We start from the raw sequence: 15,208 nt of genomic DNA on the forward strand, positions 1-15,208 counted from the left end.
GGCCCGACCGCGGGTTTGGGTTCTCGCCGGGCGATGGCGTACAACCAGCCACCGTGCCCGCTCCGCACAACTCGGCCGATAGCCCAGTGATGCGCCAGTACCTGGACATCAAGAGGCGCTACCCCGACGCCATCGTGATGTTCCGGATGGGGGACTTCTACGAGCTCTTCTTCGAGGACGCCGTGACCGTCGGCCCCGTCCTCGACATCGCGGTGACCACCCGCGACAAGAAGGCCGAGGACCCCGTCCCCATGGCGGGGGTGCCCTACCACGCCATCGGCGGCTACCTGCGGACCCTGGTCGAGCGCGGCTACAAGGTCGCGATCGCCGAGCAGATGGAGTCGCCGGAGGAGGCCCGCAAGCGCAAGGGCCCCAAGATCGTCCGCCGCGAGGTCGTGCGCGTGGTGACCCCGGGGGCGCTGCTCGACGAAGAGCACCTGCGCGGGGGCGAGCCCAACTACCTGGTCGCGCTGATCCCGGGGCCCAAGGGCGCGGCCATGGTCGACGGCGAGCTGCCGGCGCTGCCGAGCGCGCCCGCGCCGGGCAAGCCCAAGTCCCGCAAGAAGTCCAAGGCGCTCACGAGCGCCAAGCCCAAGGGTGAAGGGGAGGGGATGGCCGCCGCGCTCGCGGCCCTCGACATCTCTTCGAGCGAGTTCGTGGTCATGGCCTGCGGCCGCCTCGAAGACCTGCGGGCCGAGCTCGCTCGCCTCGCGCCCCGGGAGATCCTCGCCCCGGAGGCCGTGCACGAGTGGCTGCGCAGCGAGCTGGGCCCAGACTGTCCGGCCCTGGCGCCCGGGGCCTCGCTCGCGGGCGCGGCCGACCCGGCCAGCTTGCTTCCGCGGGTCGGCCACCTCTTCGACGAGTCCGGAAGCCGCCAGCAGACCGGGCTGCGCGACGAGGAGGCCTACGCTGCGGCCACGGCCCTGGCCTACGCCGAGGCCACGCAGCCGGGGCAGACCCTGCTGCTGCACCGCCTGCGTCGCCACGAGCCGGCGCGCCACCTGGTCCTCGACGAGACCTCGCTGCGCAACCTCGAGGTGTTCCGGACGCTGCGCGACGCCAAGCGCCGGGGCTCGCTGCTGTGGGCCATCGATCACACCCGGACCTCCATGGGCGCGCGCATGCTGCGGGCCTGGTTGGGCGCGCCGCTCCTCGACATCGCGGCGATCCGCGCGCGTCAGGACGGGGTCGAGGTGCTCATCGCCGAGGCCCGGCTGCGCGCGGAGCTGCAGTCGCGGCTCAAGGACGTGCGCGACGTCGTGCGCCTGGCCGCCCGCGCTCGCCTGGGCACCATCAGCCCCCGGGAGCTCGGGGCCCTGCGGACCAGCCTGGGCGCGGTGCCGGAGCTGGCCGAGCGCCTGTCCGAGCTCGGCTCGCGGCGCACCGATCGGGAGCTGCCCGCGGTCCTCGACCTCGGCAAGGACCTGCTCCGCGACGTTTACAAGCTCCTCGACGACACCCTCGTCGACGACCCGCCGGCGGTCGCTCGCGACGGCGGCATGATCCGCTCGAGCGCCGACGAGGTCCTGGCCGAGCAGCGCGAGCTGGCCAGCGGCGGCCGGGACAAGCTCGCCGCCATCGAGGCCCGAGAGCGCGAGGCCACGGACATCCCCAAGCTGCGCATCAAGCACAACAACGTGTTTGGCTACTTCCTCGAGGTCTCCAAGGCCCACGTGAAGAAGGTGCCCAAGAACTGGGTGCGCAAGCAGACCCTGGTCAACGCCGAGCGCTACGTGACCGACGAGCTGGCCAAGCTCGAGGCCAAGATCCTCGACGCCCAGACCATCGCGCTGCAGCGCGAGCAGGCCCTGTTCGAGAGCGTGCGCGCCAAGGTCAGCGACGCGGGCGAGCGCCTCGTGGTGCTCGGCGACGCGCTCGCGCGCCTCGACGTGCTCGCCGGCCTGGCCGAGGTCGCCGAGGCCTACGACTACGTCCGCCCCGAGCTCGCCGAGGAGCCCGTGCTCGACATCAACGAGGGCCGCCACGTCGTGGTCGAGCGCATGCTGGGGGCGGGGCGCTTCGTCCCCAACGACACCGAGCTCGCCGCCGGCACCCACGGCAGCGTGGACGCGGCGCGCCTGTGGGTCGTGACCGGGCCCAACATGGGCGGCAAGAGCACGATCATGCGTCAGGTCGCGCTGATCGCCATCTTGGCCCACGTCGGCTCCTTCGTGCCCGCGGCGGCGGCGCGCGTGGGCCTCATCGATCGCGTGTTCACCCGGGTCGGGGCCGCCGACGATCTGGGCCGGGGCGAGAGCACCTTCATGGTCGAGATGCGCGAGACGGCGCAGATCGTCGCGCAGGCGAGCCCGCGCTCGCTGGTCCTGCTCGACGAGATCGGCCGGGGCACGGCGACCTTCGACGGCCTCGCGCTGGCCTGGGCCATCACCGAGCACCTCCACGATCAGGTCGGCTGCCGGACCATGTTCGCGACCCACTACCACGAGCTGTGCGGCCTCGAAGCTCGGCTCGCGGGGGTCCGCAACGTGCACGTCGCCGTGCACGAGCACCGTGGCAAGATCGTCTTCTTGCACCGCGTCGAGCAGGGCGCCGCGGGGCGCAGCTACGGCATTCAGGTCGGGCGCCTGGCCGGCCTCCCGGCACGTCTGCTGCGTCGAGCCCAGCGCATCCTCGAGCGCCTCGAGGCCCAGGAGCGCGCGGCCCCGAGTGCCCAGCTCGATCTCTTCGCGCCGCGGGCCGGGAGCGAGGACGAGGCGCCCGTGACCAACCCCGCGACCGATGGCAGTGATCCCGAGCGGGCTCACGCGGTGCGCGAGGTGGTCGACGCCCTCGAGGCCTGCGACCCCGACACCCTGAGCCCGCGCGACGCCCATTCGCTGCTCTACCGGCTCGTCGACACCCTCGTCGATTCGCGCACCTGAGACCGCCAAAAACTGCGCACATCGGCGGTACGCAATCGCGGTCATGAGTTGCGCGCGTCATCGCGAGTGCGCGCATCGTGGGGCCGAACACGCACCTTGCTTCGATTGCGCCGATCCCCACCGCGCGTGTCTCGTAGAACAAAGCCAAGCTTGCCCCAGCAGGGCCTGGAGCCGGTTGAGCAAAGTCCCAGGCGGGCGCTCGGTCGAGTCGAAAAACGCTGCTCGATTCAGGTCAGCTATGTTAGATTGCCGCCGCGACCCGGAGACACGAATGCGCAAATTCCCCCTTTTGTCTGCATCCTTCCTTGCATTGACCATGATCGCTGGCTGCCCCTCCGACGACGGCGGTGACGACTCGACGAGCAACGCCGACAGCACCGCTGGCGACGAGAACGGCGAGAACGACAACGGCGAGAACGACAACGGATCCGAAGGGAGCGAGTGCTTCGAGGCTCCCGAGCTCGAGATCTGCGAGCGCTTCATCGCATGCCTCGATCAGATTGCTCCGGGGCAGGGCGCTTCGCAGGTGGACAAGTATGGCCCCGACGGCACGTGTTGGTGCAACAGCACCGAGGAGGAGGCTCTCGAGTGCCTCTCGACGTGCCAGGAAGAGATCGCGAAGGCCCTGGTCAACTTCCCCACGGCCAACGCCTGCCACGAGAGCTACTGCACCCTCGACGAGCTCGACCCCGCGCAGCCCTACGGCCTGCCCGAGGGGGGTTCGTGCGCGGACTTCGACTGGAACGGCGCCCCGTACCCGCAGATCGAGATCGCCAACCCCCTCGGCGTCCCCGGGACCTTCTGCTCGCCGGCGTGCTCGGGCATCGCCAACGCCTGCCCCGACAGCGCGCAGACCTCGGCCGAGGGCACCTGCTTCATCGCCCAGGGCGACACCAACTACTGCATCTCGCGGTGCTACGTGGACTCGACCGTCATCGGCGGGACGCAGTGTCAGTGCGGCGCGACCTGCCAGCCCTACGGTGGCCCCGACGGCGAGGGCAACATGCGCGGCATCTGCACCTTCGAGTAGGGTTGCGGCCGAGCATCGTCGTCGAGGGTCTCTCCGTTGGGGAGGCCCTCGCGGCAATTGGGGGCCAAGAGCGCGTGGCGTAGAGTCGGGCCATGCCGCGACGCAAGCGACGCTACTGGCTGATGAAGAGCGAGCCCGAGGTCTACTCCATCGAGGATCTCGAGCGCGACGGCCAGGAGCCCTGGGACGGGGTGCGCAACTACCAGGCCCGCAACTCCATGCGCGACGAGATGGCCGTCGGCGACCTGGTGCTCTTTTATCACTCCAACGCCAAGCCGCCGGGGGTCGCGGGGGTCGCCCGGGTGTGCACGGCGGCCTATCCCGACCCGACCGCCTTCGATCCAGGCTCGGACTACTACGACCCCAAGAGCGACCCCGAGGCGCCCCGGTGGTGGATGGTCGATGTCGAATTCGTCGAACGCTTTGACGCCCTGGTGAGCCTCGATGCGCTCAAGGCCGAAGGTGACGGAGCGGACGCGCCGCTGGCCGGAATGCTGGTGATTCGTCGGGGCCAGCGCCTATCCGTTCAGGCTGTCGAGGCCGCGCATTTTGCCCATGTCTTGAAGATCGCCAGGGCCCGAACCCGCGTTCGCGTGCGTTGAAGCGTGCTCGGCACGGCGCCTCGGGGTGCCTCAAAAGTAGGGCAAACCATGCTAGCGTGCGCGCCTAGAGGACTCATGAAGCGGTCTACCTGTGCATCCCTGATGTTCCTGTTTGGTCTGACGCTCCAGCTTGGATGTCGTCCCCCCACCGAGACCGACGATCCCGAGCTCCGCAACGAGGAGTCCCTGGTCGGCTCGCGCACGTCCTATGAGGATGAGGACGAGGACGCCAACTTGGACGCCAGCTACGGCGAGCGCCCCGAGCTCCCGGCCCTCAAGTCCCCCGAGGAGAAGTGCAAGGGCAAGGGCGACAAGCGCACCTGCGAGATGGTCGACCCCCAGCCCGACGTCACCGCCGCCCACGGGGCGCGCAAGCTGATGGGTCGCTACCGCTGGGGCATGGACGTGCGCACCGTGATGGCCCAGCTCGAGAAGGACATCGAGGACGAGTACGCCGAGAGGCAGGCCAAGACCACCGACGCGGTCGAGCAGGACAAGAACCGCGAGTGGAAGCGGGAGCAGATCGCCGAGATCGCCAAGAACCACGTGAAGTTCGAGGAGGCCGCGCACCACCGCTGGGGCGTGTCGCTCATCGGCCACGAGTTCGTGGACAACGAGGGCGAGGAGATGGTCTGGGTCAAGACCGCGACCCTGAAGAAGTTCTACTTCTTCAAGGACGACGAGCTCTACAAGATCATCTACGCCTACGGCATGCAGGCCTGGCCGGGCCAGACCTACCAGCAGATCCTCGACGACAAGTTCAAGAAGTGGTTCGGCGTCAACCCGGAGCGCAAGGCCGAGATCGACGAGGAGACCCAGATCAAGCTCATCGACTACGTGCAGTGGGACTCCCGCGACAATGACCGCGTGCGCGCCTTCGACATGACCGCGGTCCACGGGGCCTTCGTGGTCTCGGTGGTCAGCGGCGAGGCCGAGGAGCGCTACGGCGTCCGCCTGCCCACGCGGCAGGACCAGGGCGAGTTCTCGGGCGACGTGGCCGACGTCCTCGGTGGCAGCGACATCTGCTACGACGAGGAAGGCAACATGATCGAGGACGAGGCCCGCTGCGAAGAGCTGCGCGGGTACTAGTTTTGCCCCCACAGTCGTCTGGGACTGGGGCGCTTCGTCGCTCCGCTCCTTCGCTTTGGCTTGGTGGGCAATGACGTTCGTGCCTTTGAGAAGGCTGGTGGTCGCCCCCGCTCGCGGGGGCGTGGATTCGTTCTCAGCCCTCTGATACGAAACTGACCGCTCGGTCGTCCGCGGGGGGCTGTTTCATCCTTGGCAGGCCGAAGCCTCGACTTCGGTGATGGCTGATCTGAGTCGTGGATGTGGGGGCTGGGAGGGTGTGGCGTCCACGACGGCTAGGAAGTCAGAGACTGTGGATTCATTCACAGGGCTCTGAGCTCGAGTCGAGCCGCTGACAACGGGAGGAGCCTCGGGGCTCCTCTTTTTGCTTTGCGCTGAATCGGGCGCTTTCGGGGGCGAGTTCGGGGGCTTGCTAAGGTGATGTAGTGCAGCGCACCTGCCTCGATTGGCTCGGACACGCCCGCGCGGCAGAGGACCCCGAAGCGCTGCGGCGCTGCCTCGACGCGGCCATCGCCGAGGCGAAGGACATGCACGATTGGCGCGCGGTCTTGTTGGCGGCGGCCGACATCGACGCGGTGCCGCGGACCGAGCTGGCCGAGCTCGCGGATCGCACCTTCGAGTTGGCGGCGAGGGGGGCGGGGATCTGGGAGTTCCGTGACGTCGCCACCGTTCGCAAGCAGCACCTCGACGACGAAGCGGGGGGGCGCGCGGCCCTCGAGGCCTGTCGCGCGGCCTTCCTCGCGTCGGGGCGGGGGCCGAACGACTACGAGTGGGTGCTCTTGGCCAAGGGCTTCGTCGAGACCCTCGGCGACCAGGCGGGGGCGCGGGAGGTGCTGGCGCTCGGCCTCGACCAGGCCCGGGCCGCGGCCTCGGCCGCGCAGCTGTGCTGCATCGCCACGGCCTGGGCCGAGCTCGTCGACCGCGAGGCTGGCGTGGCCTTGCTGCGCGAGGCCGAGGCGCTGGGCAGCGACGGATCCGTGCGCCCCTGGGCCCTGGCCAACGCCTGGCGGGCCGTGGAAGACGCGGACGCCGTGCGCCGCGTCCTCGATGGTGCCCTGGCGCGGGCGCAGACCCACGAGGCCGCGATCGAGGTCGCGCGGGCCTGGGCCTCCCACCGGCGCCGAGAGCAGGCCGCTGGTGCGCTGGTGCGCGTCGAGGCGCTGGCGTCCTCGGTCGAGGAGTGGCTGGCGATCGGCGAGCTCGCCCTGGACGCCGAGCTCGGGGTCGAGCGGATACGCCGGGCCGTCGAGCGCGCCGAGGCGGCGGTCTCGGCCTCGATGGGGGCGGACGCGGCCCGCGTGTCTGCGGCCTACCTGCACTGGCTGGGCGATGGCGAGGCGGCCGAGCGCGTCGGCCCCCGGGGCGCGCACCCGTCCTCGCTCCGATCCGTCGTCGACCCGGACTTTCTCTCGAGCTGGGCCCCCTCGGCCACGGCGCTGTTCGACCACATGCGCGCGACCGTGACCGAGGAGGAGCTGACGAGCATCGCCAAGGCGGACTACGGCATGGGCGCGGCCAAGCACCTCGCCGCGCTGCGCGACATCTGCGAGAGCGGCCGGGTGCCCACCAAGAGCGCGTGGGTGCCCCACGAGGTCCTCGAGCTCAGCCGCTGGGCGGAGGGCGAGCGCGTCAACCACGTCGAGCGCGCGCTGTCGGCCTTGCTGCTGTGCTCGTCGCCTCCGAGCTTCAGCGAGATCGTGACCAACGGGGTGATCCTGGCCGAGAGCTGCCTGGCGCTGGGGCCCGAGGTGGTCGCCCTCGGGGAGCGGTTCTTCGCGTGGTTCGGGGCGAGCGTGGCCATGGATGAGGCGGGCGAGGTCGAGGAGGGCGACGAGCTGGACTCGGATCGGGCCTTGGCGCTGCTCTTGCTCTTCATCCTCCGCGCGGCGACGAGCGCCACGCCCGGCCGGGATCCGCAGCTCATCGAGCTCGCCGAGCGGCTGACCCAGCCCGCCGAGCCCCTCGAGTTCGCCTCGATGTGCATCGAGGGATCCATGCGCGAGGCGCTCTGGGAGCGGCTGCTCACCGAAACGCTGCGCGCCGACGATCCGCCGTCACGCAAGCTGCTCGTCGCCCTCGGTCGCTAGCAGTCGCCCACCCCGGCCGCGCCGGGACCCATGATCCACGAAAGCATGGTCCAGGGACTGTGAACTTTCACAGTCCCTGGACGCTTTAGCCGTCGTGGACGACGCCAGGCCCAGGTCCGGAACTTGGAGCGACCTTCGAACTTGGCGAGCTGGGTGGCGATGCGGATCAGCGCCTCTTGGCTCACGTCCTCGGCGTCGGTGAGGTGGCCGAGCATCCGCAGCGCGAGCCCGTAGACGTCGTCACGAACCTCGCGCAGCACGGACTCGAGCGCGGCGGCGTCGCCCTCGACGGCCCGGGTGGCCCGTTCTTCGATGGTGCCGGTCATGGTCATTGGACACGCCATCTTCCCAGGTTGTGACCGGTGCCGGTCACAACCTTCGCCGCGGGTGTGTCGAAAGAGCTGCCCTCAACGAGGAGACCGCCGGGCCCTGGGTGCCCAGCCCTCAGTCGTCGAGCAGGGCGGCGCGCTCCATGAAGGCCGCGCCGAGGGTCAGGCTGAGCACGGCGCTCATGCCGAGCCCGAGGGTGAACCACGGCGACAGCAGGTCGTGGAGCGGTGTGCCGCGCAGGACCAGCTCGAGGGTCAACATGGCGGCGAAGCTGCACACGCCCAGGCCCATGGCGACCATGCCGCGAAAGCGCAGCTCCGGGGGCTCGAGGAGCTCGAGGCGGCGGTACCAGGCGTAGCGGCGCAGGTGCAGCTGGGCTCGGTTGGTCTCGAAGGACAGCGCGACGGCGACGATCAGCACGAACAAGAGCGCGAAGCTGACGACGATGAGGCCGCGGCTGAACTCGGCCGCGGGGCCGAGGGCGAGGTCGACGAGCAGAGCAAACATCCCCCGACAGCATTGCTGCCGGGGGATGGCGTGACAAGGGCCGACTGGGGAGCCCGAGTCGTGGTCTAGCTGGCGACCAGCCGCTGGCCTTCCTGGGCCCCGTAGCGGGCGAGGACGGCGTCGATCCAGGCCTGGGTCTTCGCCTTGGCCATGACCACCTTGTGGCCCTCGCCGCCCTTGCCGACGACGCCCTCGAGGCTGACCCCCGGCAGCGCGCCGTCGCGGACTCGTTCGACGAGGGCCTCGGTCCAGTCGTGCTCGCCGAGGTAGGCGGGCACGAGCGGGGCGTCGAGCTGCCCGAAGAGCTCGAGGAAGCGCGCGGGCCCGACGAAGCCGCGCCGGTGCGGGGCGATGTCGAAGAGCGTCAGGTGCTTGGCCGCGGCGGGGTCGTGGCGACCGGCGAGGCTGCCGGGGCCCCAAAACTCCGCGTAGGCCGTGAGCGCGTCCCAGCCCTGGTCGACGGCGACGCGGGCGATGGGCTCGGCGAGGGTCGACTCGAACAGCGCCATGGCGCCGCCGAACATGGTGTGGCGCTCGTCGATGACCTGGCGCCGGGTCCCGAAGCGGGTCCAGCCCTGGGCCCGACTCCACTCGAAGCGCAGGTTGCTGCCGTCGAGCTTGTCGAACAGGTGGAGGCGATGGATCTTGGTCTTGCGGCCACGAATCTTGCGGCCGATGGATGGATAAGTCTTCATGAGGATCTCGGGGAAGGAGGGGAGGGCGCGCGCGCCCAGGCGAGCCCGACCCCAGCCCAACTCGGGGCGGGGCCGTGGGCCTGCTCGTGCCTTCGACCGCACTCGGCTCGTCCTGCGTCGCGCTCGCAAGCCCAACGCTAGTGAGCGCGGGCGCGGAGGCAGGCGGTGCGGCTTCCTTCAGACCATCATGGTGAGCCTCGATCTAGCACCGAGGCCTCGAGGCGCAAGGCGTTCAGCCTGCGCCGGCTCAGGATTCGGCCAAAACGAGTGCTGGCCGACCCCCTGCCGTGGATGACGCCCGCCTCTCGGCCCCACGTCCACGACTCTGAGACCGCAACGAATCGAACCCACGCCCCCGCGAGCGGGGGCGACCACGAGCCTTCTCCAAGGCACGAACATCATTGCCCACCAAGCCAAAGCGGAGGAGCGGAGCGACGAAGCGCCCCCGGTCCCAGGCGGCTATGGGGGCAAAATCAGAGCTCGGGGGGCAGCTCTTCGCGGTCGCGCAGGTCCCAGCGGAAGTAGATCGTCGCCGCGGGCATGCCGGCCCGGGGATCGCCGCCCTTGGTCGCGTCGACGAGCTTCTTGCCCACACCCTCGGGGGTCTCGCCGGGGATCCGGGCGTGCTCGAGGCCGTCGACGCGCGCGGCCATGAAGCGGGTCCACATCGGCGTGGCCGTGGTGTAGCTGGCCTCCTCGTCGCCGAGGGAGCGCTCGCTGCGGTCGTCGAAGCCGACCCAGGCGGTGGTCACGTGCCGCGAGGTGTAGCCGACGAACCACGCGTCGGTGGTCAGGTCGTCGAGGCGACCGTCGCGGTAGTAGCGGCCCGAGGAGGTCCCGCTCTTGCCGGCCGCGGGCGCGCCGATCGAGCTCGCCCGGGCCCCCGTCCCCGAGGTCACGACCTCGCGGAGCAGGCGGCTGATCAGGAAGTTGGTGCGGTGATCGAGGAGCTGGTCGGGGGCGTCGAGGACCCGCGCGGCCATGCGATCGATGCGCCCCGCCAGGTCGACGCCGGCGTCCCGAGGGTCGCGGTTGTCGACGCGCAGCGCCCCGCGCTGGTCGACGACGCGGCGCAGGTAGACCGGCCGCTGGAGCGAGCCGCCCCGGGCGAACACCCCGAACGCGGCGCTGAGCTCGTCGGTGCGCACGCACGAGGCCCCGAGCGAGAGGCCCTTGTCGGCGATGAGCTCGGTGGTGAAGCCCAGGCGCCGGGCGAAGGTGATGGTCTCGCGGATGCCGACGGCGAGGAACAGGCGGATCGAGGGGGTGTTGAGCGACTTGATCAGCGCCGTGCGCAGCAACACCTGACCGTCGAGGGTCTTGTCGATGTTGCGAGGGTTCCACTCCTCGCCCGGCTCGGGGACCCACGGCTTGGCCTCGAGGATGTCGTCCATGTGCCAGCCCTGGTCGAGGGCGAGGGCGTAGTAGAAGGCCTTGAACACCGAGCCCGGCGAGCGGCAGGCCTGGGTGGTGCGGTTGTACTGGGAGCGGTCGTAGTCCCGGCCGGCGGCCATGGCCTCGACGTAGGCGCTGTGGTGGTCGAAGCTGTACAGCGCGCCCTCGACCGCGGGGACTTGGCCCAGCTCGACGAGCAGGTCGCCGCTGTCGGCGTCGAAGCGCCGCTCGCCCTCGCGGTCGAGGAGCGGGCGGACCCAGATGACGTCGCCGACCTCGAGGGCCTCGTCGAGCTCCTTGATGGTCTCGCCGTTGAGCCCGCTGCGCCGGTCGTAGGGCGCGGCCCAGATGGCCTGGCGGAAGGGCAGGCGGGCGCTGCGGATGCCGGCCTCGACGCGGGCGTAGTGGCGGTGGACCTCCGTGACCTGGGCGAGGATCCAGCGCGAGGGATCGCCGAAGGGCCGCCCGGCGTACTCGGCGGTCATCCGCTCGCGCAGCGCCGCGCGCTCGGCCTCGGTGCTCAGGTGGGCCTCGGCGCCGCGCCAGCCCTGGCGCTTGTCGAGCCTGCGCGTGCCCTCGTCGACCTGAGCCTCGGCCAGGCGCTGCACGGGCAAGGACACCGCGGTCTCGATGCGCAGGCCGTCGGTCAGCAGGGCCTCCTCGCCGAGCTCGCTGGCCACGAGGCGCCGGGCGTGCTCGGCGTAAAAGGGCGCGCGCCAGCGGAAGGGGTCGCGGAGCTCGACGAGCTCGAGGGGCTCGGCGTTGGCGGCCGTAGCCTCCTCTTGGGTGATCGCTCCGGCCTCGACCATGTCGGCGAGGACCACCGCGCGCCGGCGCAGGGCCAGGTCGGGGTTGGCGACGGGGGACCAGCGGCTCGGAGCCTGGGCCAGCCCAGCGATCATCGCCGACTCGGCCAGGGTCAGCTCGTCGAGGCTCTTGTCGAAGTAGCGGCTGGCCGCCGCGCGCACGCCGTAGGCCCCGTGCCCGAGGAAGATCTTGTTCAGGTAGATCTCGAGGATCGGCCCCTTGCCGAGCTTGGCCTCCATCTCGAGGGCGAGGATGGCCTCCCTGAATTTGCGCTCGAGGGTGCGATCTTGGTCGGCGAGGAAGCTCTTGGCGACCTGCTGGGTGATGGTCGAGCCGCCCTGGACCACGGTCCCGGACCGGATGTTGGCCCGCATGGCCCGGGCCAGGCCGCGGTAGTCGAGGCCGGCGTGGGTGAAAAAGCGGCGATCCTCGGCGGACAGGAACGCAGCGATGAGCGGCTCGGGGATGTCCTCGAGGCGGGCGTAGGAGCGGTGCTCGCGGGCGAACTCGGCGAGCATGGTCCCGTCATCGGCGTAGATGCGGGTCACGCCCGGGGCCTGCGCCTGGTAGGACTCGACCGTCGAGAGCTCGGGCAGGCCCTCGGCGAAGTAGCGGTAGGCCGCGCGCCCGATGAACAGCAGGCTCAGGCTCGCCGCGATGACGAGGACCACCAGATAGCGAAAGAGCCAGCCAATCAGGCCGGCTCTCGCTGGGTTCGTGACCCAGACTCGGGCGGGAGTCTGGGTCACGGGCGGGCGGTCTTCAGCCACCACCGTCCAGGTTGGGGTTCTTGGTGTAGTTGGCCACGCCCTCGAGCGCGCCGTCCTTGAGCTTGACCATGGCGTCGAGCTCACCCTTGAGCTTGCCCATGCGCAGGTCGAAGTAGCCCTTGGCGTTGGCGTTGGGGCTCTGGCCGATGGCGTAGTTGTACATGGCGCCGGTGGGCGTCAGGTAGAAGGCCTGGCCGCCGGGGACGAGGCGGGTCTCGCCGCCGATCTCCGTGCGCACGAGGTAGGCCTTGGCCTTGAGGATGTCGTCCTTCTCCTTGTCGCACTTCTTGAGCGAGTCGGGCTTGAAGTCCTCGGGCCGGGGGTCGGGGATGTCCTCGCAGATGGCGGCGACGTACTCGGCGAGCACCGAGCCGCCCGCTTGCGGGTTGGCGATGACGACGTAGCTCGACGGGCCCGAGATGCGCTCGGTCAGCACGTCCTTGTACTGGGTGACCCAGCCCTTGAGGATGCCGACGTCGATCTGCATCGAGTTGTTGGCCTCGGCGAGGTCGAAGATCTTCTTGACCACGGCGGGGTCCATGGCGGCCATCTGCCAGCCGAAGATGTCCCCGAGCTCGATGAAGGTGGGCTCGAGCTCGTCGAGGGCCGCGACGGCGTCGTCGCCCTTCTTGGCCGTCAGCGCCTCCTCGGCGTCGCCGATCTTCAGGGCGATGAGCGCACGAGTCTTCTCGATCTCGTTGATCTTCTCTTCGATGGTCTTGGCCTTGGCGATGGCCGCGTCGAAGCGCATGCCGCCGTCGTTGGCCTTGTGGGCCATCCAGCCGAGGCCCATGCCGACGACGATGCCGATCACGGCCGCGAAGATGGGCAGACCCACGCCACCTTTGGGCTTAATCTCGCCGCCGACGTCGTCGATGATCCCCGCGTTGGGGTCAAAGGACACGCCGCCCGAGAAGGGGTCCTCGGCGATGTCGCCCTGGGGCTCCGGCTCCGGAGCGGGGGCGGCGGCAGCCGGGGCTGCGACCTCGCCAGGGGCGGGGATGTCGGCGGGCTTGGACACCTCGCCAGGGGCGGGGATGTCGGCGGGCTTGGACACCTCGCCGGGGGCGGGGATGTCGGCGACGGGGGGTTTGACCTCACCAGGTGCGGGAATGTCCGCGGCCGGCTGCTTGACCTCACCGGGCGCGGGCACATCTGCCTGCGGCGCACCAGGTGCGGGCACGGCAGCAGCTCCGGGGGGAGGCACGGCCCCTCCGTCGGGCTTAGCAGCCTTCTTGGCAAGACGCGCCTTCAGGGCGCTGAGGTCTTTTCCTTTCTTCGGTGCGCTCAAAGCCGGCTCCCTCTGGATTGTGGCGGACGGTACGAGTCCGCGGACGGCGACGCGCAGCATAGGGACAAGCCGGTTGGAGTGTCAACGATGGATCTGCCGCGTGGAATGCGGTCTACGCGGGAATTCGTGGCAAGAGCAGCTTCGATGGGAGCGCGGTCGATCGGCGCGGAGGGGATCGGCTGTCGTGGGCGTGGTCCGGCCCACGCAACCAGTCGGACAGGCCCGCTCACCGGTCGTGAGCAGGGAGCGATCGCTCTCGAACTCGCGCGGGGCTCGGGCGCGGATGGGGCCGACCTCCAGCGAGGTCACGGCAGTGCGTCGGGCCGGTGACGCTGGGAGCTCGAAACGATCGAGCGCACGCGAGCGCGACCCGAAGGGTGCCAGCGAAGTTTCTCTATCGGTATTCCAGGGCGAGATCGCACCGGTGGAGGTATATGTGCGCAAAATCCTGTAGTGGAGCTAGTTTTTGTATGCTCAGCATCGAACATTTCCATCAATGATGGCGATTGGAGTCAGGTTTTTGTCTAGAAAAATAGTTTTGTAAGCTGAGTTTTGGGTTGCCATGTTTGGTTTCACCATGTAAAAGAATCGCAACCGGATGTTGTCTCACTTGGCGTATTTTGCGCCATTGCGGTTAATTCCGCGCATCCATGAGTGGCTGACGTGAGACGATGTAGGCATCTGCCCCCCAACAAACACGACAGGTTCAAACCGAGGGACGACATGAAGAAGACGCTTGCACTTTCGATGCTGCTGCTGGGCGCTGCCAGCTTCTCGCTGACCGGCTGCACCAAGGACGACCAGACGGGTGATGACAGCACCACCACGAACGCCGACGGCGACGACGACGTTGGTGACGAGGAGGAGGAGGAAGAGGGCGAGGAGGATGACGGCATCACCTTCATCCCCGAGGACGACTTCGCGGCGGCTTCCGAGTGCGATCCCTTCCTTCAGGACTGCATGGAGGGCGAGAAGTGCGTCCCCTACGGCAGCACCGGCGGCAACTGGGACGCCAACAAGTGCGTCGTCGTCGAGGGTGACGGCCAGCCGGGTGACGAGTGCACCTGGGCCGGCATCGTCGAGGCGACCGACAGCTGCGGCGCCGACTCGGTCTGCTGGGACGTCGCCGACGTCGAGGGCCAGCTCATCGGTGTCTGCACCGAGTTCTGCACCGGCACGCCCGACGATCCGCAGTGTCCCCCCGACACCTCGTGCCTGATCGCCAACTCCGGCTCCATCAACCTCTGCATCCAGTCCTGCGACCCGCTGCTCCAGGACTGCGAGGGTGAGGGCCTGGCCTGCTTCTGGGCCGGCAGCGACTTCCAGTGCATCTTCACCACCCAGGACATCGCCACCGGCGAGGTCTGCGGCTTCATCAACGACTGCTCCCAGGGTAACCTCTGCGCCAACGCCGAGAACGTCCCCAACTGCGCCGGTTCGGCCTGCTGCGCCGAGTTCTGCGCGCTGAGCGACCCGCAGTGCACCACCGACGGCGTCGAGTGCGTCGAGTTCTTCGAGGAGAACACCGCTCCTCCCGGACTCGAGGACGTCGGCCTCTGCATCATCCCCGGCGCCTGAGCCAAGCTCGAGCGAGGAAAGGGCCACCCGTCGGGTGGCCCTTTTTCGTGGTTGAGACTCATGAGAAAGCCCCGAGAAATATGTGTTTTTCAGGAGGGTGCTCAAACTGATGCCCAAAGACTCGATCGGCGTTTTTGCGGCGTACTAT

At 69.4% G+C, this 15,208-nt stretch carries 11 protein-coding genes; 6 read left to right on the top strand and 5 right to left on the bottom strand.

All coding sequences use genetic code 11. The annotated features are described in order from the left end of the window. Positions 1–89: 89 nt before the first annotated feature. The 5 genes from mutS (at position 90) to PPSIR1_RS21765 (ending at position 7,687) form a co-directional block, all read left to right on the top strand. Positions 90–2,882, top strand: a complete 2,793-nt coding sequence (gene mutS, locus PPSIR1_RS21745) for a DNA mismatch repair protein MutS (RefSeq protein ID WP_006973312.1) — start codon at positions 90–92, stop codon at positions 2,880–2,882. Positions 2,883–3,192: 310 nt separating this feature from the next. Further along, positions 3,193–3,912: a hypothetical protein gene (locus tag PPSIR1_RS21750; protein WP_157595814.1), complete on the top strand. Its 720-nt coding sequence runs from the start codon at positions 3,193–3,195 to the stop codon at positions 3,910–3,912. Between the two features lie 92 nt (positions 3,913–4,004). Next, positions 4,005–4,514, top strand: a complete 510-nt coding sequence (locus tag PPSIR1_RS21755; RefSeq protein ID WP_006973314.1) for an EVE domain-containing protein — start codon at positions 4,005–4,007, stop codon at positions 4,512–4,514. Between the two features lie 102 nt (positions 4,515–4,616). Beyond that, a complete protein-coding gene (locus PPSIR1_RS21760; RefSeq protein ID WP_006973315.1) occupies positions 4,617–5,603 on the top strand; it encodes a hypothetical protein in 987 nt (328 codons plus the stop codon). A gap of 422 nt (positions 5,604–6,025) precedes the next feature. After that, positions 6,026–7,687 (top strand): hypothetical protein, encoded by a 1,662-nt coding sequence (locus PPSIR1_RS21765; RefSeq protein WP_006973316.1) that lies wholly within the window; start codon positions 6,026–6,028, stop codon positions 7,685–7,687. On the opposite strand, the gene PPSIR1_RS21770 is transcribed toward PPSIR1_RS21765, so the two are convergent. From PPSIR1_RS21770 to PPSIR1_RS43450, 5 genes are all read right to left on the bottom strand, one after another. Further along, the gene (locus PPSIR1_RS21770; RefSeq protein WP_006973317.1) at positions 7,684–8,019 is read right to left on the bottom strand and encodes an RNA polymerase sigma factor; all 336 of its coding nucleotides are present in this window, start codon (positions 8,017–8,019) and stop codon (positions 7,684–7,686) included. The two genes, PPSIR1_RS21765 and PPSIR1_RS21770, sit on opposite strands and share 4 nt — an antisense overlap. A gap of 112 nt (positions 8,020–8,131) precedes the next feature. Continuing rightward, positions 8,132–8,524, bottom strand: a complete 393-nt coding sequence (locus PPSIR1_RS21775; protein WP_006973318.1) for a hypothetical protein — start codon at positions 8,522–8,524, stop codon at positions 8,132–8,134. Positions 8,525–8,589: 65 nt separating this feature from the next. After that, a complete protein-coding gene (locus PPSIR1_RS21780; protein WP_157595815.1) occupies positions 8,590–9,219 on the bottom strand; it encodes a hypothetical protein in 630 nt (209 codons plus the stop codon). 473 nt (positions 9,220–9,692) lie between these two features. Next, positions 9,693–12,092, bottom strand: coding sequence for a penicillin-binding protein 1A (locus PPSIR1_RS21785; protein ID WP_006973320.1), 2,400 nt, complete (start codon positions 12,090–12,092; stop codon positions 9,693–9,695). A gap of 91 nt (positions 12,093–12,183) precedes the next feature. After that, positions 12,184–13,374, bottom strand: a complete 1,191-nt coding sequence (locus PPSIR1_RS43450; protein ID WP_157595816.1) for a hypothetical protein — start codon at positions 13,372–13,374, stop codon at positions 12,184–12,186. An 855-nt stretch (positions 13,375–14,229) separates the two neighbouring features. Between PPSIR1_RS43450 and PPSIR1_RS21795 the strand changes: the two genes are divergently transcribed. Continuing rightward, a complete protein-coding gene (locus tag PPSIR1_RS21795) occupies positions 14,230–15,060 on the top strand; it encodes a hypothetical protein (RefSeq protein ID WP_006973322.1) in 831 nt (276 codons plus the stop codon). Positions 15,061–15,208 lie beyond the last annotated feature (148 nt).

Source organism: Plesiocystis pacifica SIR-1 (assembly GCF_000170895.1).
Lineage (GTDB): Bacteria > Myxococcota_A > Polyangia > Nannocystales > Nannocystaceae > Plesiocystis > Plesiocystis pacifica.

What these genes read in the sequence shown, in the direction of transcription:
- PPSIR1_RS21795 (WP_006973322.1), top strand. Translation starts at nt 14,230, where the DNA reads ATGCTGCTGCTGGGCGCTGCCAGCTTCTCGCTGACCGGCTGCACCAAG.
- PPSIR1_RS21775 (WP_006973318.1), bottom strand. Translation starts at nt 8,524, where the DNA reads ATGTTTGCTCTGCTCGTCGACCTCGCCCTCGGCCCCGCGGCCGAGTTC.
- PPSIR1_RS21780 (WP_157595815.1), bottom strand. Translation starts at nt 9,219, where the DNA reads ATGAAGACTTATCCATCCATCGGCCGCAAGATTCGTGGCCGCAAGACC.
- PPSIR1_RS21755 (WP_006973314.1), top strand. Translation starts at nt 4,005, where the DNA reads ATGCCGCGACGCAAGCGACGCTACTGGCTGATGAAGAGCGAGCCCGAG.
- PPSIR1_RS21770 (WP_006973317.1), bottom strand. Translation starts at nt 8,019, where the DNA reads ATGACCATGACCGGCACCATCGAAGAACGGGCCACCCGGGCCGTCGAG.
- mutS (WP_006973312.1), top strand. Translation starts at nt 90, where the DNA reads ATGCGCCAGTACCTGGACATCAAGAGGCGCTACCCCGACGCCATCGTG.
- PPSIR1_RS21760 (WP_006973315.1), top strand. Translation starts at nt 4,617, where the DNA reads ATGTTCCTGTTTGGTCTGACGCTCCAGCTTGGATGTCGTCCCCCCACC.